Annotated in this window: 14 protein-coding genes; 2 read left to right on the forward strand and 12 right to left on the reverse strand. The window is 60.4% G+C overall.

Annotated features, from left to right (window positions below; all coding sequences use genetic code 11):
• Window positions 1-31: 31 nt before the first annotated feature.
• The 10 genes from ACFQZG_RS02410 to ACFQZG_RS02455 all read right to left on the reverse strand — a co-directional run bounded on the left by ACFQZG_RS02410 (window position 32) and on the right by ACFQZG_RS02455 (window position 16,242).
• A complete protein-coding gene (locus ACFQZG_RS02410; RefSeq protein WP_378149664.1) occupies window positions 32-1,504 on the reverse strand; it encodes an exosporium glycoprotein BclB-related protein in 1,473 nt (490 codons plus the stop codon).
• A gap of 171 nt (window positions 1,505-1,675) precedes the next feature.
• Window positions 1,676-4,225, reverse strand: coding sequence for an alpha-helical endospore appendage domain-containing protein (locus ACFQZG_RS02415; protein ID WP_378149665.1), 2,550 nt, complete (start codon window positions 4,223-4,225; stop codon window positions 1,676-1,678).
• A 152-nt stretch (window positions 4,226-4,377) separates the two neighbouring features.
• Window positions 4,378-5,451, reverse strand: coding sequence for a glycosyltransferase (locus ACFQZG_RS02420; RefSeq protein ID WP_378149667.1), 1,074 nt, complete (start codon window positions 5,449-5,451; stop codon window positions 4,378-4,380).
• Window positions 5,448-6,509, reverse strand: coding sequence for a glycosyltransferase (locus ACFQZG_RS02425; RefSeq protein WP_378149668.1), 1,062 nt, complete (start codon window positions 6,507-6,509; stop codon window positions 5,448-5,450). The genes ACFQZG_RS02420 and ACFQZG_RS02425 overlap by 4 nt, the downstream gene beginning before the upstream one ends.
• Window positions 6,510-6,651: 142 nt before the next feature.
• A complete protein-coding gene (locus tag ACFQZG_RS02430; protein WP_378149670.1) occupies window positions 6,652-9,000 on the reverse strand; it encodes a glycoside hydrolase family 95 protein in 2,349 nt (782 codons plus the stop codon).
• Window positions 9,001-9,077: 77 nt separating this feature from the next.
• Entirely contained in the window at window positions 9,078-10,802 is a 1,725-nt protein-coding gene (locus ACFQZG_RS02435) for an ABC transporter substrate-binding protein (protein WP_378149672.1), read from the reverse strand.
• 90 nt (window positions 10,803-10,892) lie between these two features.
• A complete protein-coding gene (locus tag ACFQZG_RS02440; RefSeq protein WP_378149674.1) occupies window positions 10,893-11,801 on the reverse strand; it encodes a carbohydrate ABC transporter permease in 909 nt (302 codons plus the stop codon).
• Window positions 11,802-11,813: 12 nt separating this feature from the next.
• The gene (locus ACFQZG_RS02445) at window positions 11,814-12,767 is read right to left on the reverse strand and encodes an ABC transporter permease (RefSeq protein ID WP_378149675.1); all 954 of its coding nucleotides are present in this window, start codon (window positions 12,765-12,767) and stop codon (window positions 11,814-11,816) included.
• 165 nt (window positions 12,768-12,932) lie between these two features.
• On the reverse strand, window positions 12,933-14,459 hold the full coding sequence (locus ACFQZG_RS02450) for a response regulator transcription factor (RefSeq protein WP_378149676.1): 1,527 nt from the start codon (window positions 14,457-14,459) through the stop codon (window positions 12,933-12,935).
• On the reverse strand, window positions 14,452-16,242 hold the full coding sequence (locus ACFQZG_RS02455; RefSeq protein ID WP_378149678.1) for a sensor histidine kinase: 1,791 nt from the start codon (window positions 16,240-16,242) through the stop codon (window positions 14,452-14,454). The genes ACFQZG_RS02450 and ACFQZG_RS02455 overlap by 8 nt, the downstream gene beginning before the upstream one ends.
• A 133-nt stretch (window positions 16,243-16,375) precedes the next feature.
• Between ACFQZG_RS02455 and ACFQZG_RS02460 the strand changes: the two genes are divergently transcribed.
• The gene (locus ACFQZG_RS02460) at window positions 16,376-19,183 is read left to right on the forward strand and encodes a glycoside hydrolase family 3 protein (RefSeq protein ID WP_378149679.1); all 2,808 of its coding nucleotides are present in this window, start codon (window positions 16,376-16,378) and stop codon (window positions 19,181-19,183) included.
• 16 nt (window positions 19,184-19,199) lie between these two features.
• On the opposite strand, the gene yicI is transcribed toward ACFQZG_RS02460, so the two are convergent.
• Window positions 19,200-21,536 carry an alpha-xylosidase gene (gene yicI / locus ACFQZG_RS02465; RefSeq protein WP_378149681.1) on the reverse strand — a complete coding sequence of 779 codons (2,337 nt, stop codon included), beginning with the start codon at window positions 21,534-21,536 and terminating at the stop codon, window positions 19,200-19,202.
• Between the two features lie 141 nt (window positions 21,537-21,677).
• Between yicI and ACFQZG_RS02470 the strand changes: the two genes are divergently transcribed.
• Window positions 21,678-22,562 carry a helix-turn-helix transcriptional regulator gene (locus ACFQZG_RS02470; protein WP_378149683.1) on the forward strand — a complete coding sequence of 295 codons (885 nt, stop codon included), beginning with the start codon at window positions 21,678-21,680 and terminating at the stop codon, window positions 22,560-22,562.
• On the opposite strand, the gene ACFQZG_RS02475 is transcribed toward ACFQZG_RS02470, so the two are convergent.
• Entirely contained in the window at window positions 22,543-23,886 is a 1,344-nt protein-coding gene (locus ACFQZG_RS02475) for an MFS transporter (RefSeq protein WP_378149685.1), read from the reverse strand. The two genes, ACFQZG_RS02470 and ACFQZG_RS02475, sit on opposite strands and share 20 nt — an antisense overlap.
• Window positions 23,887-23,945 lie beyond the last annotated feature (59 nt).

Here is a 23,945-nt window from a genome sequence, read left to right on the forward strand (position 1 = left end):
TTCCCCGCGTGGCGAGGAAGTCTTGTCTTCGTTACGCTATCGTAATGCCGCCGCTAGCATAGCCTGCGACAACCGCCGCGATATCGATTCCGTCGATGACGCTCGCCGAGAAGACGAACAGAAGTCTCGTCTGCGCCGTGACGGGGATGCTGAGTCCCGTAATGAAGCCGGAACTGATCGTACCGAGCGTAACCAACCCTTGAAGGGATGGAGTCAGCGTCACGCCCCCGCCAGGAATCGGAGTAAAGATATTGTTCGGCGTCGTCGATTGGTACAGCTGCGCCGTGATCGATATCGTGGTTCCGATCAGCGACACTGCGGCCGTCGTCGAGAAGTAAGCGGAGATCGAAGTAATTACGCCATCGCGCGGCATCGAGAATGCTTCGTTAAGCAGCAAGCCCGGGCCGCCGGTCAGATCGATCGTTCCGCCAATCAGCGTGACGCCCGGCGAAGCCGTACCGAACCCGACCAGCGTGCTCGTATTGGCCAACCCGCCGAGTACGGTCGTAAGCGTCGCAGGCAAGCCGGAAGCGAACGGAATGATCGCCCCTGCGCCTGTTACGCCGGTTGCTCCGGTCGTACCTGTAGCTCCGGTATCACCGGTTGTGCCGGTTGCTCCAGTTGTACCTGTCGCGCCGGTTGCGCCGGTTGCGCCGGTGGCTCCAGTTGCGCCGGTGGCTCCAGTTGCTCCGGTTGCTCCAGTTGCTCCGGTTGCTCCGGTTGCTCCAGATGCTCCAGTTGCTCCGGTGGCTCCAGTTGCTCCAGTTGCTCCAGTTGCTCCAGTTGCTCCGGTTGCTCCGGTTGCTCCTGTCGCACCCGTTGCGCTTGTTGCACCTGTGACTCCGGTGGCTCCGGTGGCTCCGGTGGCTCCGGTCGTTCCCGTCGCGCCTGTTGCACCTGTGGCTCCGGTGGCTCCGGTGGCTCCGGTGGCTCCGGTGGCTCCGGTGGCTCCGGTGGCTCCGGTGGCTCCGGTGGTTCCCGTCGCGCCTGTCGCACCCGTTGTACCGGTTGCACCTGTCGCAGCCGTTGCTCCAGTTGCTCCAGTTGCTCCAGTTGCTCCAGTTGCTCCAGTAGCACCCGTTGCGCCCGTTGCGCCGATCAAGCCAGTCGAACCTGTCGCGCCGGTAGAACCGGTTGCTCCGGTTGCTCCCGTTGCTCCAGTAGAGCCGGTTGTTCCCGTTGCGCCGGTTGTTCCCGTCGGTCCTACGGGTCCTCCTACGTACTCTAGAATGGTTCTCAGTTTAGCGAGCAGAATACGCTCCTTTTTCGCGACGGCATGGATCGTTTTGCGAACACTCTTGTTGACCTTAATTGCTTTCTTGACTCTGTGTTTGCTGTTGTGACGCCCTCTTACCGCGAATCTGATCTTTGCGGCTTCCGCGCTTAGAATGTAGCCGAGGCCGATCTCTTCGACCGCGATCGAAGCGAGCAGCAAGTTGATCGCTTCTTCTTGATCCAAAGCCAGCAATTGCGTCAAGTTCGGAATGTTAGGTAGCGGTGCCATCGATAACCTCCTTATAGTGAAGAAAATGGATTTCCATTTATCGTATGTCGTTCTCTTAATCTAGCAACGGGACAACCACCTTTTTTATCCAAAAATCCGCTAGTGGACCGTTCCGTCCACGCATGAAAAACTCTGCCAACGCATGCGTTGGCAGAGCCGTTAATTCCGTTCTTACGTGATGCGGTTAATCGACCAAACCATGCCTTCTCCGGCACCGCCGAGGTCAAGCGAAATCGTCAACCCGCTGGCCTCGTAGAACATGGCGAGGACATCGCCCGCGGTCAATTCGACTTCGCCGGCCAACGTAACCGTACCGTTGCCCAACACCGCCCTCAAGGTCAATACCAAAGCCACGTTGACGTTCAAGATCGGGAACAGTCCCGTGATCAAATCGGTTAAGACCGGAGACGTTCTGCGCACGACGAAAGCCGGGTCAATGCCTGGACCGAGGTTAATCGAAATCGCGGCTGTCGTCGTATAGTTCATCGTTGCGGTAATGAGATAACGACCATCAGCCGGTACCGTATAGGTACCTGCAACCTCGTTGAAGCTCGCGCTGTCGAAATACGGACTTGCGACCGACCAACCCGTTAATTGCGTAGTTGCCGCTACGGACAACGAAGGCAAGATCGCCGAGAAGCCTTCCGCAAGCGCAGTACCGCCGGTTGCTCCTGTTGCGCCCGTATCGCCAGTTGCTCCCGTCGCGCCTGTTGCTCCTGTGTCGCCCGTTGCACCCGTTGCGCCTGTAGCTCCGGTTGCACCTGTACTGCCCGTTGCGCCCGTGGCGCCTGTAGCCCCGGTTGCACCTGTGCTGCCCGTTGCTCCCGTGTCACCCGTTGCGCCTGTTGCCCCGGTTGCTCCCGTGTCGCCCGTTGCACCTGTGCTGCCCGTTGCACCTGTGCTGCCCGTTGCGCCCGTGTCGCCCGTTGCTCCGGTTGCTCCCGTTGCGCCCGTGTCGCCCGTTGCTCCGGTTGCTCCCGTGTCACCCGTTGAGCCTGTTGCCCCGGTTACACCCGTGCTGCCCGTTGCTCCCGTGTCGCCCGTTGCTCCCGTTGCTCCTGTTGCTCCGGTTGCACCCGTGCTGCCCGTTGCTCCCGTGTCGCCCGTCGCTCCTGTTGCTCCTGTTGCACCTGTCGCGCTCGTCGCTCCGGTTGCACCGGTTGCTCCCGTGCTACCCGTTGCACCTGTCGCGCCGGTTGCACCCGTGCTGCCCGTTGCTCCCGTTTCGCCTGTCGCACCTGTCGCACCTGTCGCACCTGTTGCTCCTGTTGCTCCTGTTGCTCCTGTTGCTCCTGTTGCGCCCGTTGCGCCCGTTGCTCCGGTTGCGCCGGTTGCACCCGTGCTGCCCGTTGCGCCTGTATCACCTGTTGCGCCTGTCGCGCCGGTTTCACCCGTGCTGCCCGTTGCGCCCGTACCACCTGTTGCGCCTGTCGCGCCGGTTCCACCCGTGCTGCCCGTTGCGCCCGTACCACCTGTTGCGCCTGTCGCGCCGGTTCCACCCGTGCTGCCCGTTGCGCCCGTGTCGCCCGTTGCTCCGGTTGCGCCCGTGTCGCCCGTTGCTCCGGTTGCGCCCGTACTGCCTGTCGCTCCCGTTGCGCCTGTAGCGCCCGTTGCACCCGTTGCTCCGGTTGCGCCTGCATCACCTGTAGCACCCGTAGCACCCGTAGCACCTGTTGCGCCAGTCGCGCCGGTTCCACCCGTTGCTCCGGTTGCGCCCGCATCACCTGTTGCACCCGTAGCACCTGTTGCGCCAGTCGCGCCGGTTCCACCCGTTGCTCCGGTTGCCCCCGTAGCCCCAGTCGAACCGGTTGCTCCCGTCGGCGTCGGGTTCTCGATCCGCACGATCGCCGAGCCTTCCGTTACCTCGATTTCGAGCGTATCCGAGACGAAGATCAGGTTTTCTCCGAAACCGACCGTCGCCGATCCGGTCGTCCCGATGACGTTGAACAGGAAATCCCCCGTCGCGAGAGATCCCGTGGCGCCCGTTGGCCCGGTCGGTCCCGTTGCCCCCGTAGCGCCCGTCGCGCCCGTCGCGCCCGTCGATCCCGTCGCGCCGCCGGTCGGCCCCGGAGCCCCCGTCTCGCCCGTTGCACCCGTTGCTCCTGTAGATCCCGTAGCACCCGTTATGCCCGTAGCGCCGGTAGAGCCCGTCGATCCTGTCGCCCCGGTACCTCCGGTTGCTCCTGTTAAGCCTGTTGCACCTGTTACGCCTGTTGCACCTGTTACGCCTGTTACGCCTGTTGCACCTGTTACCCCTGTTACCCCTGTTGCACCTGTTACCCCTGTTGCACCTGTCGCTCCTGTAGCGCCCGTTGCTCCCGTAACGCCCGTCGGGCCGGTCGGCCCCGTTGCGCCCGTTGCGCCTGTGTATCCGCCCGTCGGACCGATCGGCTCCAAGTACGCCATGATCGTCTGCAGCTTCTCGAGCAGAATGCGCTCTTTTCTCGCTACCTCGCGAATCGTCTTGCGAACGCTCTTGTTCACCTTCAACGCCTTCTTGACGCTGCCGTGATGATGGTGATGCTTGTGCTTATGCTTGTGCTTCTTATGCTTGTGACCCAGCGTACCGACCGCGAATTTGATTTTATCGCCTTCCGCCTTCAGAATGTGGCCGAGTCCGATCTCTTCGACCGCGATCGAGGTGAGCAGCAAGTTAATCGCTTCGTCCCGGGATAGCTCTATCAGCTGCGTCAAGTTCGGAATATTCGGAAATGGTGACAATGCAACACCTCCTCTCTGAAATTAACAAAATAGATTGCTCTCTATTTTATGGATAAGCGGGTCCCTTGGTACGGGACAACTTACACGCCACGCTCGAAATTACATGAATGTCTCTATGCGTCAGTCCCATCGGCATAAGCCCGCCCGTCCGGTCAGCGCGCGATTTTCCCCGCGAAATACCGCCGGTTGAAGAGCATGCTAGGATGAGAGGGAGAATAAGAGAGCGCGATCTCGTTATGCCGGTTCGCCTCTACCAATTGGCCGAGCCGATCGTAGCAGACGCACATCTGTAGGTGCGGATACCAGGTCGACGCGTATGAATTGCGGGTGCCCATCGATTGTTGGGTCGGCTCCGACCGCGTCGCCAGCTCGTACCAATAGATCGCCCTGTCGTATTCTTGGCGCTCTTGCCAGTAGTCGCCGATCTTGACGCATGGCTCGGGTCGCGGCTTATCGAACGCGAACGACCGGAGCAGCGCGACCAGCTGCTCCTCTTTCCGGCCTTCCTCGTAATAACAGTCCGACAGCTTCACGCACGCGGGAATTCCGTCTTCTACCCATACCGCTCCGCTGGACAGGAATTTCTCGTAATATACGATCGCTTCCGCATGGAACCGATGATCTCTCAGCTCGTTGGCGAAGTAGTACAAATCTCTCGGGCTGAATTCCTCTCCCGCTTGTTCCCGCTTGCGGTAGATGCGCAGGTTGCGATCGGTGTAAGCCCGCTCTTTGCGATGGGTGACCGCGATGTCGCTGTGCTGGACGTTCCCGCCGACGGCCAAATACTCGTGAACGGGTCCGATCCATTGGAACTTGCGATCCCGGCGCACGAGTCGATTGCGGCGAAGGCTGGAGGAAGGCTTGCCCTCGGCGTCGAACGCGAGGTTGTAGAGCATCGTCACGCTGTCGACGGCCGGATTCAGCGTCCGCTTCAAGGCGAGCAGCTTCTCCCTGTCGGGCGCCTCGAACACGTCGTCGGCGTCGAGCCACAGTTGATATTGCTTCGTCGCCAAGCTGAAGGCGTAATTGCGCGCGGCCGCAAAATGATCGATCCAGACGAAGTCGCGAACGACGGCGCCGAAGCCGGCCGCGATCTCCTTCGTCCGGTCGGTGGAGCCGGTATCGACGATTACGATCTCGTCCGCGACCCCTTCTACCGACTTCAGGCAACGGGGCAAGCTGTCTTCTTCGTTCTTGACGATCATGCATAAGCTGATCGTGATCAAGCGCGTTCACCTCCGTCGTTAGTCCCGGCCGAAGCGTCGGCGATGATGCTCCGGCAACGTTCCGCGTACTTCTCGGCCAGGAAGCTGCCCGCGCCGCGTTGTACGAGATAGAACGGATGGCCGTCGCCCAACGCGAGGCAAGTTTGGAACGACTCCGACGCTTCCGCGTACCGACGGGCCGAATAGAGCAGCCTGCCTTTGCAATAATGCAAATCCACGTAATCGGGATACATACGAATCGCCTTGTCTATGCCTAGCAAGGCGTCATCCGTATATCCCGCTTTAAGCAACGCCTCATACTTCAGCTTATAGAGCATCGAAGGCGGCACTTCCTTGCGTTCGAGGAACCGTTTGATCGCCCGGTTCACCCATTCGACCGCGCTCTTGTAACCGCGATCCTGATAGTACAAGTTCGCCACGTGATAATCGACCCACGGATGATAGTCCGGCTTCTCCTGTTCCGCCTCCAACAATTCCGCGTTCCGCATCTGCTTCCCCTTGGCATCGGCGATCGAGTCGATATATCCGTAATGGTGGATTTCGGCGGGCAACACGGACACCCCCTTCAATCCGGGCAGTTTCTCGCGCAAGTTCAATTGCTCATGAATCGCGCCTTCGAACGTAAGGCCGAGATCGTTGCGGAACAGTCTGATCTGCGAGAGAAGATACGCATCGGACTCCTTCACTTCGTCTTTGCCGTAATAGTTGACGATCCGGATCGCCAATGCCCGTGCCGAGGGATCATGCAACGCCTCCAGCCAACGGTGCACGTCGTGCACCTCCAGCTGTTCGTCCGCGTCCATGTACAGAATCCATTGACCTGTCGCCCGTTCCAGCCCGTAATTACGAGCTTCCGCGAAGCTGCCGTTCCAATTGAAAGAATGCACTTGCGCTCCCGCTTCCTTCGCGATGTCGATCGTTCGGTCGGCGGAACCCGTATCCACGACGACGATCTCTTCCGCGAAGGGACCTACGCTGTTCAGACAGCTCTTCAGAAACATCTCTTCGTCCCTTACGATCATGCACAGGGACACAAGCGGACGTTGCACCTGTTCCACTCCAACTACTCCTTTCGTACTCCTAAGGACGGTCTGATCGAAGCATATGCGCGGAGCGGCTTAACGGTATGTTCGCTTGTCTGTGTCGTCGATAAAAAAAGAGGGCCGACCTAAGGTCGACCCCCTCTTCACTTCCTCGCGTTCAGACGTAAATCCGATAACGTCCGCCCGCGACGACGGCGAATCTCGCTTCGCCGTCGAACGTCTGCCGTTCACCACTCGCCTCGTCCGTCCGGACGCTCGCCGTCCCGGCACACTTAACGCGGCACTCGCCGTCCCGGGTTGCCCGAATCTCGGCGTAGCGAAGCTTGCCGTCTTGCCATTCGATATCGACCTCGAACCCGCCTCTCGCGCGCAAGCCGCCGATCGCTCCGTCCGGCCATGCGCCGGGCAGCGCCGGAAGCAATTCCAATACGCCGTGTTGCGATTGCAGCAGCATCTCGGCCATTCCAGCGATGCCGCCGAAGTTGCCGTCGATCTGGAACGGAGGATGCGCGTCGAACAGGTTCGGGTAAGTGGACTTGGCCAGCAGCGTCCGAACGGCTTCGTACGCCCGCCCCCCGTCCTTCAACCGCGCGAACAGATTGATCAGCCACGCGCAGCTCCATCCGGTATGCCCTCCGCCATGGGCCAATCTCCGCTCCAGCGAGCGACTGGCGGCGGCGAGCAGCTCCGGCGTCCCCTCGTGAATCTGATCGCCCGGATACAAGCCGTACAAGTGGGAGACGTGACGGTGCCCCGGCTCGGCTTCCTCGAAGTCTTCGCGCCATTCCTGCAGTTGCCCGTGCTTGCCGATCCGGTAGTCCGGCAATCGGCCGAGCGCCGCGTCAAGCTCTTCGCGGAACGCCTCGTCGCCTCCGACGATCCGAATCGCCTGCAAGCACGAAGAGAACAGCTCGCGGATAACGGCGATATCCATCGTCGAAGACATCGAGACGCTGCAGCGTTCCCCTTCCGCCGTCAGGAAGACGTTCTCCGGCGATGTAGACGGATTCGTCGCGAGCGTACCGTCCGGTCCTTCCACGAGCCAGTCGAGACAGAACAGCGCCGCGCCCTTCAAGATCGGGTACGCCCGCTCCCGCAGGAACGTCTCGTCCCCGTCGAACAAGAATCGCTCCCACAGATGGCGGACGAGCCACGCGCCGCCGAGCGGCCAGAACGCCCACATCGCGCTCCCTCCCGTAGGCGTAGACATCCGCCACAGGTCGACGTTATGATGCGCCGTCCAGCCGCGGCAGCCGTAATGGATGCGCGCCGTTCGCTCGCCCGTCCGGCTCAGCTCGCTCAGCATATCGAACAACGGATCGTGGCATTCGCTCAGGTTGCACGTCTCCGCCGGCCAATAATTCATCTGCGTGTTGATGTTGACCGTATAATCGCTATTCCATGGCGGCTGTACGTGCGGATTCCAGATGCCCTGCAAGTTCGCGGGCTGCGTGCCGGGCCGCGAGCTTCCCATGAGCAAATACCTTCCGTATTGGAAGTAGAGCGCCTCCAGCGCCGGATCTTCGCTTCCTGCCCGGTAGGCTGCGAGACGTTCGTCCGTCGGCAAGCCGGACCCGGAAGATACGTTCGCTTCATCCGTTCCGAGACGGAGACGCATCCGATCGAATAGCTCCCGGTGCTCGCTCGCATGACGTTCCCGAAGCGCTTCGAACCCTCTCGCCATTGCGGCGGCGAGCCGCTCCCTGCATTCGTCGACGCCGATCTCGGCTTCCCGGAAGGGAGACGCATACCCCTGGTATCCGGTTGCCGCCGCGACGTAGACGGTCATCCGGCGCGCGCCGGAGACGACCAGCTTGCCCGATTCCTCGCGGACGATGCCGTCCGTCTCGATCGCGGCGCGAACCGCGAACGGCATGCCCAGGCCGGGTTCGTACAGGACGGCTTCCGGGTGATCTCCCCGGTAATTGTCGGCAACATGGCTCGGCGCTTGGCCGACGAGCGTTATCGCTTGCGTGTCCGGACACGCCGAGACCGACGATCGAAGCGGACTCGTCAGCGCGACGTCGACGTTCAGCGTCCCGCCCGTCGTCTCGTAATGCGCGACTAGCGCTTGATCCGGCGCGCTTACGAAATAAATCGCGCGAACGGTCGTCTCCTCTACCCGGTATGTCGCGCTCGCGATGCCCTCCGCAAGATTCAACTCGCGCCGATAATCGGTCGCGGCCCCGCCGCCTCTTCGCGTCACGATCAAGTCGCCCGCCGGCAAATACGGCTCGCAATCCCGTCCCAGCATCTTCGCTTCGACCAACCGCTCGGCTTCCGCGTACTTGCCGGCGAAGATCAGCTCTCGCGCCTTCGCGAGATGCCTTCTCGCCTCGTAGCCGACTTGATCTCTCGGGAAACCCGCCCATAACGTGTCTTCGTTCAACTGCACGACGTCGGTCTCGGCGCCGCCGAACGCCATTCCTCCGAGACGGCCGTTGCCGATCGGCAGCGCCTCTTCCCAGACGCTTGCCGGATGCTTGTACCACAGCTTCCATTCCATCCGCTCCAACGCTCCTCTACGCGGAAAGGAGAGCCCGCGCAAGCCCGGGCCCTCCAATCCATTTCCTTATGAACCGATTATTCGCTCCACAGCTTGACGCGGGATTTGACGATTTCTTCGCGGATTTTTTCCGCTTTTTCCACGTCGGCCGCGATCAGCTCTTGCTGGTACTTATCCCAAATCGTATCAAATTGCTCCGGCTTCGCCAAGATCGCTTCCGGAATACGCTTCCACGTAATGTCTTGAAGCTTCTTCTCGATGACGACCGCTTCGCTGTCCGTAGGAATCGGAATGTTCCACGATGCGCCCCACGGACGAACCTTGAACTCTTCTTCTTTCGGGAACAGGTCTCTCCAGGTCGTCGCGCCATAAGCGGCCAGCGTGTCTTTCTCCGCTTGGTTGAAGCCCGCTACGATTTGCTCCGGGAAGTTCGTCGTGAAGTAGTTGCCCGTCGAATCTTTCACGCCGTCGCCGTAACGGGCGGACATGAGCGTGTAGTTGCCGATGCCGGTTTCCTTCTGGAAGTTCGTCGCGTCGTTGATCTTGCGGTTGTTGACGTCTTCGGGTATGACGCGCTTGCCGTCCGTGACGTTGTAGTGCTTGCCTTCGACTCCCCAGTTGACGAGCACTTGGCCTTGTTCGGACGCGAGGAAATCGAGGAACTTGATCGCGCGAACCGGATCCGGATTGTCCTTGGAGATCGCGATGCCGTTGCCGCCCATGAAGCCCGTAGGCCAGAACGAAGCTTCTTTGTACTCTTCCGTCAGCGTGACCGGATAGTGGCCGTAGCCGTATTCGAACTTGCCTTCGGCCTTCAGCGCTTTCTCGCCGTCGCCGTAGCTCCAGTCTTGGTCGATCAAGCCGAGCACGCGGCCCGTCGCGACTTTCGCTTTGTATTGGTCGTCCTTCTGCACGAACGTTTCTTTGTCGAGCAAGCCTTGCGCGTTCATGCCGTTCAACCAGCGGAAGTATTCTTTCTCGGCAGGACGGCGGAAGTGGTAAGTAACCTTCTGTGTGTCTATGTCGATGTTGAATTCGCCGTCGTCCGCGCCGCCCGTCGTCAGGAACGCCGGGTTCGTTACGGAGATGAACATGTGCCAGTCGTCCGCGTTAAGCGTTAGACCGATGTTCGGGTTGCCGTTCTCGTCCGTCGGATGCAGGGCGAGATAGTCTTTGATCGCCTTCTCGAAATCTTTGACAGTCTTGATCTGCGGGTAGCCGAGCTCCTTCACGACGCGGTGCTGCAGCTCGAAGCCGCCGCCGGCGTTGAAGTATTGTTGGTTCACTTGGCTATAGGACGGAATAACGTAGATCGCTTGGTCTTCTTCGCTGTATTTCAGGCGGGACATTTGGCCTTCGAACACTTTCTTGATGTTCGGCGCGTATTGGTCGATCAGGTCGGTCAAGTCGAGAACCGCTCCCGCGTCGACGAATTTGCTGATGCTGGCCTTCGCGCTGATCAGGTCGGGATACTCGCCGCTTGCCGCGATGAGGGAAGACTTCTGAACAGGGTCGCCGACGGCGAATTCCGCGTCGAGCGTAATGCCGGTGTTCGCCGTGATCGCTTTGCCGACATCGTCTTGCATGTTCGTCCAGTGCGGGTTCGGGTCTTCGCTGTAGAACGTGAAGTTAATCGGTTCGAGCGTCTCCGGCGACGCGCTGGCCGTGCCGGACGGACTGGCGGACGGGCTTGCGGATGGACTCGCGCCGTTTTCGTTATTATTGTTGCCGCACGCCGCGAGCACGCCGGCGAGCAACGTCGTCGTCAGAACGAGGCCTGACCACTTGCGCATTCTGTTCATGTGTAACCCTCCTAATATTTATCAAGCCTATATTGTATCAATGGGTCTCCCCAACAATACCGATCTTTGCGAAGCGCGGGCCGAAGGCGATCAGCCTTTGACCGCGCCGAGCGTCATGCCTTTCACGAAGTAACGCTGAAGGAAAGGATAGACGACGAGAATCGGGACGGTGACGACGATCGTGATCGCCATTTTGACCGACTCCGGAGACACCGTGGACATGACCTGCGTCATGTTGTTGTTGCGCCAATCCCCGTTGTTGCCGCTCGTCGTGCTCTGCAGCACCTTCATGAGCTCGTACTGCAGCGTCGTGAGCGCGTCGTTCGATCCGTTATACAAGTACGTATCGAACCAGGAGTTCCACTGTCCGACGGCCAGGAACAGCGCGATCGTAGCGAGCGCCGGCTTCGACATCGGCAGGATGATCCGCCAATAGATCGTGAAGTCGTTCGCGCCGTCCAGCTTCGCGGATTCCTGAAGGGCGTAAGGAATGCCGTCCATGAACGAGCGGATGACGAAGACGTTGAACGCGCTGACGAGGCCCGGCAATACGTACACGGCGAACGTGTTCATCATGTCCAGGTCGCGGATGAGCAGGTAGAACGGAATGAGACCCGCGGAGATGTACATCGTTAGAGCCAAGTATACCGAGACGAACTTGCGCGCTTGGAAGTCCGGACGGCTGAGCGTGTACGCCAGCATCGAGGCGCTGATCAATCCGAGCACCGTGCCGACGAGCGTCCGGAGCACCGAGATTTTGAAGCCCGTGACGAGACCCGAGAACGAGAAGATGACTTCGTAGTTCTTGAAAGTGAACTCCCGCGGGAAGATCGTGATGCCGCCCCGGACGCTGTCGATCGAATCGTTGAACGACAGCGCCAGCACGTTCAGGAACGGATACAGCGTGACGACCATGACGAGGATGACGAACGCGTACACGACGATGTTGAACACCCGGTCTGACATAGGCGCGCCTTTCAGCATTTTTCTGGCTGTCATCTTGGCACCCCCCTACATAATGCTTTCTTTCGTGATTCGTTTGAAAATGCCGTTGGCCGCGAACAGTAGCGCGATGCTGACGACGGAGTTGAAGATGTTGATCGCCGTGCCGTATGAGAATCGGCTCATTTGCAAGCCGTACTCGAGCGAGTACAGGTCGAGCACTTGAGAGTAATCGCGGACCAAGTTGTTGCCGAGCAGGAACTGCTTCTCGAAGCCGATCTGGATCAAGTGGCCGATCGACATGATGAGCAGGATGACGACCGTCGTGCGGATGCCCGGCAGCGTTATGTGCCAGATTTGCCTGATGCGGCTCGCGCCGTCGACTTTGGCCGCTTCGTACAGCTCCGGCCCGATGCCCGCGATCGCCGCCAAGTAGATGATCGTGTTCCAGCCCATCTCCTTCCAGACGTCGGAGACGGTGACGATGCCCCAGAACCATTCTCCCTTGGCCATGAATTGGATCGGCTCGTTAATGATGCCCAGCCACATCAACAATTCGTTAATGGCGCCGTTATCGGTGGACAGCATCTTCGTGACGATGCCCGCGACGACGACCCACGAGACGAAGTGAGGCAAGTACGAGATCGTCTGCGCGACCCGCTTGAACGCCATGCTGCGAATTTCGTTGAGCATGACCGCGAACAGGATCGGAACCGCGAAGCCGGCGATAATGCCCATGAAGCTCATCGCGAGCGTGTTCCGAAGGACGAGGTAGAACGTGTCGTCGTTGAACAGCGCCTTGAAGTGGTCGAACCCGACCCACTCTTGCTCTCCGAACGAGAGCGCGGGCTTGAACTTCTGGAACGCCATCGTCCACCCCCAGAGCGGGTAGTAGCTGAAGACGAACACCCATGCGACGAATGGCAGCGACATCATGTATAAGTACTTGTTGCGTGCGAACGTACGCCAGAACCTGCCCCGATCTCTCGTTGATAATGCCGAATCCGTTGTGATCGCTTTCATACAATCCCTCCTGCCGTATGCATTCATGATAACGCTGTCACCGATCATCCCGATACCCGAAGGATTGAGCATAAAATCATATAAAAATTAGTGTAAGCGGATTCACGATCGCTAAAAAACGAGGCATTCCCGCAGGGACGCCTCGCTTCTCCGATGGCCGAACGATCATTTCCTCTTGTAAGCCGAAGGCGATATGCCGACGTATTTGCGGAATTTGCTATGAAAATAGTCGACGTTCGCGTAGCCGACCTTCTCCGCGACCTGGTACACCTTCATCCCCTGCTCCAGCATCTGCTTGGCTTGCTCGATGCGCACCTTGTCCAAGTAAGTGTTGAAGCTCTCGCCGGTCTCGCTCTTGAACAACTTGCCCAAATACGCGCTATTATAGTTGAACAGCTCCGCCAACTTCTCCAGCTTCAGGTTCTCGGCATAGTTCCGTCCGATCAGGTCGATCATCTTCACGATCTGCTTATCCGCGGAGGAGCCGTCGACCTGGCTCGCGATCTCCTGCAGAATGCCGACGAGATGATCGACGAACGTGCCGCTGCGATGCTCCTTGTACAGCTCGAGCAGCTTGGCCCGGTATTCCCGGCTCCGCAGCTCCGGACGGGCGACGGACAGCTTGTCGAGCGCCGCCGCGGCGATCTGGACGAGCTCGGATTTGAACGGTTGTTCGCCGTACCGGCACGCGGCCATATGGCCTGCCGTCTCCGAGACCTGCTCGCGGATCGCGTCCCGATTGCCCACGTCCAGCGCCAGGACCAACTTCTCCGCCGCCGCTTCGGCATCGACGGCGCAGTCCGGGTTCGGCGTTTCGTCTCGCTCCGCCTCCGCCTCCCTGCCCGCGATGCGCCCGCTCTCGTGGAAGAACCGCTGCTTCATGACGCGCAGCGCGGTCCGATAGGAGACGCCGATCTCGTCCCAATCGGCCACCTTGCCCCCGGACGCGGCGGCGAAATCTTCGGCATGCGCTTCGCAAGCCGCCGCGATATCCTTGTGCGTCTGCTGCCGGCGCCACTCGTCCTCGATGCCGTTCTTCAGCAGCAGGCCGAAGTACGGCTCGATCGAGAAGACGAGCCCCCGTCCCGCGCCCTCGAACCTGGCGACCAGCTCGCGGCGAATGCCGGCGTAAGCCGACGCTTCGTTGTCGCCGAGCTCGTACGGCTTCACGAGCGCGATCTCGTACGATTCCCAATCGCGCGTCGATTCGGGACGGGCCGAAGCCGACTCCGGCCCTTCGCCGGTCAACCGCCGGACGATCGCCGTCTCGTGATCGGCGGATCGCTCGTCCTTGGCCAGCCGGCGGTCCTCGTATTCCATGTCCAAGTCAAGCTTCAATTGGTTCAAGTATTGGATCAATTCGTCTTCGTCGACCGGCTTGAGCAAGTACCCGTCGATCCGGTACGCCATCGCCTTCTTCGCGTATTCGAAGTCGGCGTACCCGCTCAAGATGATGACGTGCATGCCGAAGCCTCTCTCCCGGAGCGTCTGCACGAACTCGAGGCCGTTCATGACGGGCATGCGGATATCGACGATAATGAGATCGGGCTGCAGCTTCCCGCATTTGTCCAGCGCTTCGATTCCGTTGGCGGCCGTATCCGCAACCGCGTAGCCGAGCGACTCCCACTCGATCAGCGTGCGCAGGCCTTCCCTGATCGTCGGTTCGTCGTCGACGAGCATGACTTTATACATATACATCCTCCTCGATCGGTATCGTGAACGTGATCCGCGTGCCGACGCCCGGCTCGCTCTCGAACCGAAGCCCGTGCTCCGCGCCGTAGGACAGCAACAATCGCGTATGCACGTTATGCAAGCCGATACGGTGGTTCTCTTCGTCGTTCGTATCGCTCAGCGCCCGCGACAATTGGTCGAGCTTCTCCCGCGTCATGCCGACGCCGTCGTCTTCGACGACGACGCGGATCAGGCCGTCGTCCAGCGCGATCGTCACGCGAACGGTGCCGCCTTCCATCTTGTTCTCGAGCCCGTGGATGACCGCGTTCTCGACGAGAGGCTGAACGATGAGCGGCGGAATCGGCAGCCGCGTCGCCGCCGGGTCGATATGAAGCTCGTACGCGAGGCGGTCCTCGTATCTGAACTTCTGGATATCCAGGTAGCAGCGCACGATATCGATCTCGTCGGCGAGCTTCGTCTTCCCTTGTCCGACCTCGAGGTTGCGCCGCATCAGCTTCCCGAGCAGCCGAACGACTTGCGAAATTTCCTTCTCTCCCTTCAGGTGCGCCTTCATCCGAATCGATTCGAGCGCATTGAACAGGAAGTGCGGATTGATCTGGCTAGCCATCATCTTCAGCTTGATCTCGCTCTGCTTCGATTCGAGCAAGTTCTTCTGCTGGTTCGTCTCCTGCACCTCGGCGACGAGGCCGTTAATGCTCGTCACCATGGCATTGAATTGACGGGACAGCTGGCCGATCTCGTCCTTGCCGTCGATCTGCATCGCGGTGTCCAGGTTGCCCGTGGCTACCTTCGTGATATGCTTGCTCAACCGCAGCATTCGTTTGGACAATATCGTGGAGACGGCGAAGATCAGGAAGATGGCGACGGCCAAGCTGATCGAGATGACGGTCAGCGCGAGCCTATTGATCCGGTTCGCGTCTTTCACGATGTCGGTGACCGCGAAGATCGAGACGATGCGCAGCTTGTTCGCGCTCGATTCCGGCACGAGCGGCTCGATCAAGATGCGGGATTGTTGGCCGGACACGCCTGTCTCGAAGCTGCCTCCGCTCGCTTCCGCGATGTCCGGATCGAAGTCGATGTCGGCGAGCGTCTTGCCGATCCGTCCCGGACGGTTCGCCGCCACGATCGTATTGTCGTCGTCGACGATCATCGTCTCGAACGACTCCTGGCTTACGATGTCGTTGAGCATGGTCATATTGACGTTGATGACGAGGACGCCGCTCGTCGACGTGTCGAGGAAGCTGATCTTGCGGACGAGACTCAAGTAATTGCGTCCGTCGCGCTCGTCTTCCAAGTAGTACCAGTTCACGGCGTTGCCGGCGCTGAGCGCCCGTTGATACCACGCCGTCTCCACCGTATTCCGGTCCGGCTGTATGAATTCCCAGTTGTTCAACATCGTCGGATTGTCGAAGTAGAACCGGATGTTGTCGATCTCCTCGTACAGCTCGCGGATCTCGTTGAAATCCGGATACGCCCGGTACGCCTCGACGACTTCGAACCTCGATTCGTAGAAGCGGTTCGCGACTTTGCCGAGGCGGCCGTCGTTGGCGAGACGGTACGCGCTGTCGAACGCCACGTTGATCAAGTCCGTCGTCCGCGCTTTGACGCGCTGCACGTTCGTCGACGTCTGGTCGGTCGCGTTGCCGAGCGCCATGTTGCGCAGCTCGTTCGTCAGGAACACCCCGACGATGAGCACCGGGATGAACACGACGACGACGAACGAGACGATAAGCTTCGTCCGCAGCTTCACGTTATTGAAAGCATGAGAGAATAATCGGAACAAGGACGACGACCTCCTGCCTGAAAACGACTAATAATGAACGGATTTCATGAACAATTCCTACGGTACAACGCCGATGCGCGGCCATGTTACAATGCGGTGTGAAACCCCTTACAATACAAGGAGCTGACTACCGATGACCGATACGAGGGCATTTCCTTTCCGCAATCCGGACCTTCCGCTCGAAGAGCGGGTGAACGACTTGGTCGAACGCTTGACGCTAGACGAGAAAATCAACTTGATGTGCCAATACCAGGACGCGATCGACCGTCTCGGCATCAAGCCCTACAAGCACGGCACCGAAGCCGCGCACGGGATGGCTTGGCTCGGCGAAGCGACGACGTACCCGCAGCCGATCGGCCTTGCCTGCACGTGGGACGTCGATCTGATGAAGCGCGTCGGCGACGCGATCGGCGACGAAGCGCGCGGCTTCTATGCTCGCAACCCTTCGCACAACGGGCTCACTCTCTGGGCGCCCACGGTGGACATGGAACGCGATCCGCGCTGGGGCAGAACCGAGGAAGCGTACGGCGAAGATCCGCATCTCGCGGGCAAGCTGACGTCCGCGCTCGTTCAAGGCATCCAAGGCGAGGATCCGTTCTACGTGAAAGCCGTCGCGTCGCTGAAGCATTTCATCGGCAACAACAACGAGATCGACCGCGGCGAATGCTCGGTCAGTCTCGATCCGCGCAACATGCGCGAATATTACTTGAAGGCGTTCGAGAGCCCGTTCAAGGAAGGCGGCGCCCTGTCCATGATGACGGCGTACAACTCCGTCAACGGCGTGCCCGCCAACCTGAATACCGACGTGAACGACATCGTGAAGCGCGAATGGGGCATGAACGGCTTCGTCGTCAGCGACGCCGGCGACGTTCTCGGCACCGTGAACGACCATAAGTACGTCGACACCTACAAGGAAGCGGTCGCGCTCACGATCCGAGCCGGCGTCGACAGCATTACCGACGATCATCCGATCTCCAAGCAAGCGATCCGAGATGCGCTCTCGGATGGTCTCCTCTCGGAGAACGATCTGGACGTCGCGCTTCGCAACACGTTCCGCGTCCGGTTCCGGCTAGGCGAATTCGATCCCGACGAGCGCAATCCGTACGCCGCGATCGGCGAATCGGCGATTATGCGGCCGGAGCACGCCGCCCTGTCCCGCGAGGCCGCGCGCAAGAGCGTCGTGCTGCTCAAGAACGACGGCGCGCTGCCGCTGCAAGCCGGCAAGGCGGGCAACATCGCGGTCATCGGGCCGCTCGGCGGCAAAGTATACCGCGACTGGTATAGCGGCTTGCTTCCGTACGCGGTTACGCCGCTTGAAGGCATTCGCGCCAAGCTGGCCCCTGCCTCTTCGATCGCGTTCGCGAGCGGCTGCGACCGCGTGAAGCTGAAGTCTCCGGCGACCGGGCTCTACGTCCGAGCGGGAACCGACGAGAAGGCAACGCTAACGGCAACCGGCGAGACATCGGACGATGCTTCGATATTCGAGAAGTCCGATTGGGGCTGGGACAACCATACGTTCGTCTCCGAAGCGAACGGCCGCTATCTGACGACCGACGACAGCCGGGTAACCGCGTCGGCCGAGCATATCTGGGAATGGTTCACGAAGGAAGTGTTCCATGTCCGCTCGCAGGACGGAGGACGATCTGCTTCGTTCACGACTTGGAACGATCGGCCGGTTACCGTAGACGAGAAGACCGGCGAGCTAACGGCACTGGACGGCGCCCGCGAAGACGCGGAACGCTTCGCGATCGAGCGGGTGACCGACGGGCTGCAAGAAGCGGTCGACGCCGCGAGAAGCGCGGATACCGCGATCGTCTTCGTCGGCAACCACCCGCTTATTAACGGCAAGGAGACGATCGACCGGCCGGATCTGACGCTGGCCGCTTCCCAAGAGACGCTGATCCGGGAAGTACGCAAGGCGAACCCGAACACGATCGTCGTCATCGTCGGCAGCTACCCGTTCGCGATTCCATGGCTGCAGGAGCATATCCCGGCCGTCCTTTACTCTTCGCATGCCGGACAAGAGCTCGGCAACGCGCTGGCGGACGTGCTGTTCGGCGATTGCAATCCCGCCGGCCGCTTGAACATGACCTGGTACGAATCGGCGTCGCAGCTCGGCGACTTCATGGATTACGACATTATCAAGAGCGAACGCACGTACCAATATTTTGCCGGCAAGCCGCTCTATCCATTCGGACACGGCCTTAGCTACTCCAGCTTCCGCTACGACGAGCTGAAGCTGGACGGCGGCCCGGACCGCATCGGCGTCAGCTTGCGCGTGACGAACGTCGGACCCGTCGCCGGCGAGGAAGTCGTTCAGCTATACGCGAGAGCGTTGACGTCCCGCGTGAAGCGGCCGCTGAGACAGCTGCAAGGCTTCCGGCGCATCTCGCTCGCCGCCGGCGAATCGGCCGAAGTCCGGTTCGAAGTCGCGACGGCCGAGCTTGCGTTCTGGGACGTCACCCGCGAGAAGGCGTGCCTGGAAACCGGCGAGTACGCGTTCCTGGTCGGCGCTTCGTCCGGCGACATCCGGCTCGAAGGCAAGCTGTCGGTCGTCGGAGAAACGATTCCGCCGCGCGACTTGAGCCGCGTGACGCGCGCCGTCAACTACGACGACTATGCGAACGTTTACATCTCCGACAATACGGAGGGCCGAGACAGCGTTGCCACTCGCGCCGAAGGCGCATGGATTCGGTTCGACGACGCGGCGCTTGCCGACGATCTCCGCTTCTTCGAGCTTCGGGCATCCGCAGCCGCGGACGTCGCCGTCAGCGTTCGACTGGACGCGCCGGACGGCCCGCTCGTCGGCACCTGTCGCCTGCGCTCCGCGAAAGGCTGGCAGACGTCGACCTGCGCGATCGAACCGACGGCAGGAAACCGAAGCGTATACCTGCTCATCGATGGCGAGGCCAAGCTGAGCTGGTTCCGCTTCGGTCCTTGACCGAGCTTCGATCGGCTTAGAGCACGACCGTAATCTTCGTTGCTTTCCCCGGCCCGGATACGCCGTGCGGCACCAGCCTCACGCCTTCCGGGTCGCTTTGCGTCTTCGCGCCTTCCGCCGACTCTACGCCGGCAATGCCGCGCAGCACGGTTTGCCATGGCTTGCCGTTGCCTTCCACCGTTAACTCGATCGTATCGCCCGCGCGCGTCGCGACGGCCTTCGCTTGCGGTACGCCGTTCAGATCGTGAATCGTCGCCGTCGCCGACTTGCCGTCTTCGAGCCCGAACAGATGCAGCGTCACGCCGTCCTCGTAATCGTAGTCCGGACGCTGATCGTCGCTGCCGATCGCGATCAGCGAATTCGGACGGACGAGCAGCGGAATGGAGCCGTAACCGTGCGTCTCTTCCACCCATCTGCCGCCGACGACCGTTTTGCCGTCTAGCAAGCTCGTCCAATTGCCTTCCGGCACGTAATACTTGACCGTTCCTTCGGTGTTGAAGATCGGGGCGACGAGCAACCGTTCGCCGAGCATGTACTGTCTGTCCAGGTAGTGAGTCGTCGGATCTTCCGGGAATTCGAGCACCATCGCGCGCATCATCGGCAAGCCTTGCTCCGTCGCTTCGACCGCGTGGGCGAACAAGTACGGCATCAGGCGGCTTTTCAGCTCCGTGAAATACCGAAGCACGTCCACCGACTCCTCGTCGAACAGCCAAGGCACCCGGTACGATTCGTTGCCGTGCAGCCGGCTATGCGAGCTCAGCATGCCGAACGCGACCCAGCGCTTGTAGATGTCCGGCGGCGCCGTCCGCTCGAAGCCGCTGATGTCGTGGCTCCAGAAGCCGAAGCCGGACAAGCCTAGCGACAATCCGCCGCGCAGCGATTCGGCCATCGAATCGTAGTTCGCCGAGCAATCGCCGCCCCAATGGACCGGGAACATCTGGCCGCCCGCGGTCGCGGATCTGGCGAACAGCATCGCTTCGTTCTTGCCCCGGTGCTGCTCCAGCACCTCGAATACGGCTTTATTATACAACTGGGTGTAGTAATTGTGCATCTTCATCGGATCGGAGCCGTCATGGTAGACGACGTCGGTCGGTATGCGCTCGCCGAAGTCCGTCTTGAAGCAATCGACGCCCATATCCATGAGCCGCTTCAGATGGCCTTGGAACCAGGCGACCGCTTCCGGGTTCGTGAAGTCGACGAGCCCCATGCCCGCCTGCCACTTGTCCCATTGCCAGACGCTGCCGTCCTTCGTCTTCACCAGATAGCCGTTGTCCATGCCTTCTTGGAACAGCGCGGACTTCTGGGCGATGTACGAATTAATCCAGACGCAGATGCGGAGGCCTCTCTCCTTCAATCGGCGCAGCATGCCTTCCGGGTCCGGGAACATGTCTTGATCCCACTCGAAGTTGCACCACTCGTATTCTTTCATCCAGAAACAGTCGAAGTGAAACACGTGAAGCGGAATGCGGCGCTCCGCCATTCCTTCGATGAAGCTGTTCACGGTCGCTTCGTCGTAGTCGGTCGTGAACGACGTCGTCAGCCATAAGCCGAACGACCAGGCCGGCGGCAACGCAGGCTTGCCGGTCAGCTTCGTATAATTGCCGAGCACGTCCTTCAGCGTATCGCCGCCGACGACGAAATATTCGAGCGTCTCGCCCGGCACGCTGAACCCGACCTTGGAGACGACCTCGGAGGCGATCTCGAACGACACCTTCTCCGGATGGTTCACGAACACGCCGTACCCGGCGCTGGACAAGTAGAACGGCACGTTTTTGTACGCTTGCTCGCTGCTCGTCCCGCCGTCCTCGTTCCACGTATCGACGACTTGTCCGTTTTTCACGAACGGCGTGAACCGCTCTCCGAGACCGTAGATTTGTTCGCCGACGCCCAAATCGAGCATCTCGCGGAAATACGCCGTTCCGTCGACGTCCTTGACGTACGCCGCCGCTTTATGCGCGGTTCCCGTCAGCTTCCGCCCGTTCTGCGCGAACGTAAGTCCCCAAGACGGCGACTTGCGGATCGTCGCGGTCAAACCGCCGGTCCGAAGCGTCGCCTGGTGCTCGTTCTGTTCGATGACGGCGCTCGCGTCGAGGTCCGCGTGAATCTCGAATGCGGGACCGTGCTGCTTCTTGCCCGCATGATGAATCCAGCGCACGCGGACGACGTCCGGCATCGGCGAGCTCAGCTCGACCGTCAGCAGCGTTCCGTTCAACGTATCGCCTTTGATCTGGATCGGCTTCGTCGCGGCGAACGCCGTAAGGGCGTTGCCTTGCTCGCGGACTTCCCGGACGTCGACCGGGTACTGAATCTCGACGCCTTCGCGCGTCTGCCAATAACCGTCTGTAAATTTCACTATCGTTTTCCTCCCTCGAAGCCTAAGGCCTGTATGCTATAATGATATTGTCTATAATCGATAAAATCTGCCTGAATATTGCCCAATACTAACGTGATTTTGACTTCAATAGCATGCATCGGCGAGGTGAAGCAACGAGTCATGAACAAACGGCTGCTGAAGGAAGCGCGCAAACACGGCACTCCGATCTACCCCGTAAGCTTGTACGAGATTACTTGCGCGCCGGACGCTCCGCTGCTCGACCTGCATTGGCACGACGAGCTCGAGCTGCTGCTCGTGACCGAAGGCCGCGCCGTCTTCCGGGTAGACGCGCAAGACTACGAGCTTAGCGCCGGGGAAGCGATATTCGTCAACTCCGGACAGTTGCACTCCGGAACGGTCGTCGGCGACGAGCCGTGCTCGTTCGCGGCGGTCGTCTTCCATGCCGGCCTGTTCGGCAACGGAACTGTCGATCGCTTGTTCGACCACTATATTGCGCCGATCGTTCGCGATACATTCGACATTCCCGTTCGCATCGCGAGAGGCGCCCCGGATTCGGACGGCTTGCTCGACCGGCTCGCCCAACTGGTAGAAGCCGACCGCGATAAGCGGACGGCTTCGGAATTGGAGATCAAGGGCTTATTGTTCGCGTGCGTCGCGTCTCTTCTCCGCCTCAGCGAGCCGAAGCACGCGCGCAAGGAGAACGACGGCTTGCGGATCGAGCGGCTCAAGCCGGTCATCGCGCACATCGAGCAGCGGTATGCCGAGCCGATCACGCTGTCGCGGCTGGCCGGCATCGCGGGAATGAGCGAATCGTACTTCTGCCGGTACTTCAAGAGAATCACGGCGAAGAGCCCGATCGAATACATGAACGGCTATCGCGCGCAGCGGGCTGCAGACCGGCTACGTCAATCCGACGACCTGATCATGGACATCGCAATGGACGCCGGCTTCAACAACTTAAGCTACTTCAACGTCGTCTTCCGCCAGCGGTACGGGTGCACGCCCGGTCAATACCGGAGGCGGATCACGCGCGCCGAATCATGAACGACGACAAGAAGGCCACGATCGACATGGCGAAGCCGAACAGGAACAACCGCTCGATGCCGGCGAAGAAATCGGAAGCGCCGCTCAGCAGCGCGCCCATGACCGTAACGCCGATCGCGGTGCCGATATTGCGGGAGAACAACGACAGCGACGTCGATACGCCCTTCTGGTTCGGCTCGACCAACTGCTGGGAGCCGATCGTGCCGACGGTCGACAGCAAGCCGTAGGCGAGCCCTTGCACGGCCAAGGCGACGAACGCGTACCAGAAGCCGTTGCCGTGCTTCATCAGCAGCAGCATCGCGCCGGACGCGACGAGAATCGCGTTGCCGATAACGATTAACCTGGCATAGCCCCAGCGCAGGATCCACTTGCCCGCGGGAACGGCGACCGCCATCCAACCGACCGACATGCCCAGCAGCGCGACGCCGCTCATGAAGATCGAGTAGCCTTCCTCCTGAAGGAACAGCGGCACGAAGCTCGAGGTTCCGAACAACGCGACCCAAGCGATGAAGCCGTTCGCGTTCATCCACGTGATCGGACAGTTGCGCAGCAGCGAGAGCGGAATGATCGGGGACTCGTGTCCGCGTTCATAGACGGCGAAGGCGACGAGCGCCGCGAGGCCGCCGAGCGCGTAAGCGAAGACGTATTGCTCCACGGTCGTCGTGAGCAGCAGCAAGCTGACCCCTACGCTTAACAGGAGCGACCCGAAGTAATCGATCTTCGACTTGCGCGGCACGTAGGCTTCCTTGTAGAATCCGAGCAAGACGACGGATACGAGGCAGATCGGGATGTTGATGTAGAAGATCCAGCGCCAGCTTGCGTATTCCACGAAGAACGCCCCCAACATCGGGGCGAGTACCGCCGAGAGTCCCCACATCGCCGAGAACAACGCTTGAATCTTGCCCCGCTTCTCGATCGGGAACAGATCTCCCGCGATAATCGCCGGGAACGGCATCATGATACCGGCTCCGACGCCTTGCAGTGCGCGGAACAGCACGAGTTGCAGCATTGTCTCCGACAGTCCGCACAGAATCGAACCGGCCAGGAACAACAGCAAGCCCGCCGCGAATATGTTCTTCCGTCCGAACAGATCCGAGATGCGGCCGGCTATGGGAGCGACGACGGTGGACATGACCATATAGGAGGCGAAGCTCCACGCGTACAGCTGCATTCCGCCGAGCTCCCCGGCGATGACGCCCATCGTCGTATTCGCGATCGTCGCGTCCATCGACGCGACCAGCATCGCGAGCACGATGCTGATCATGACCGGCAGCCGCGCAGAATGCGCTTTCGGTTCCGAGAGCGCCGAACGGGGACTGGACATTCGTTCTCCCCCTTTCTACAATACGAGTATGTACGATACGATTACACGCGAAGGAGAAT

This window comes from Cohnella sp. GCM10027633, from assembly GCF_042675445.1.
Lineage (GTDB): Bacteria > Bacillota > Bacilli > Paenibacillales > Paenibacillaceae > Cohnella.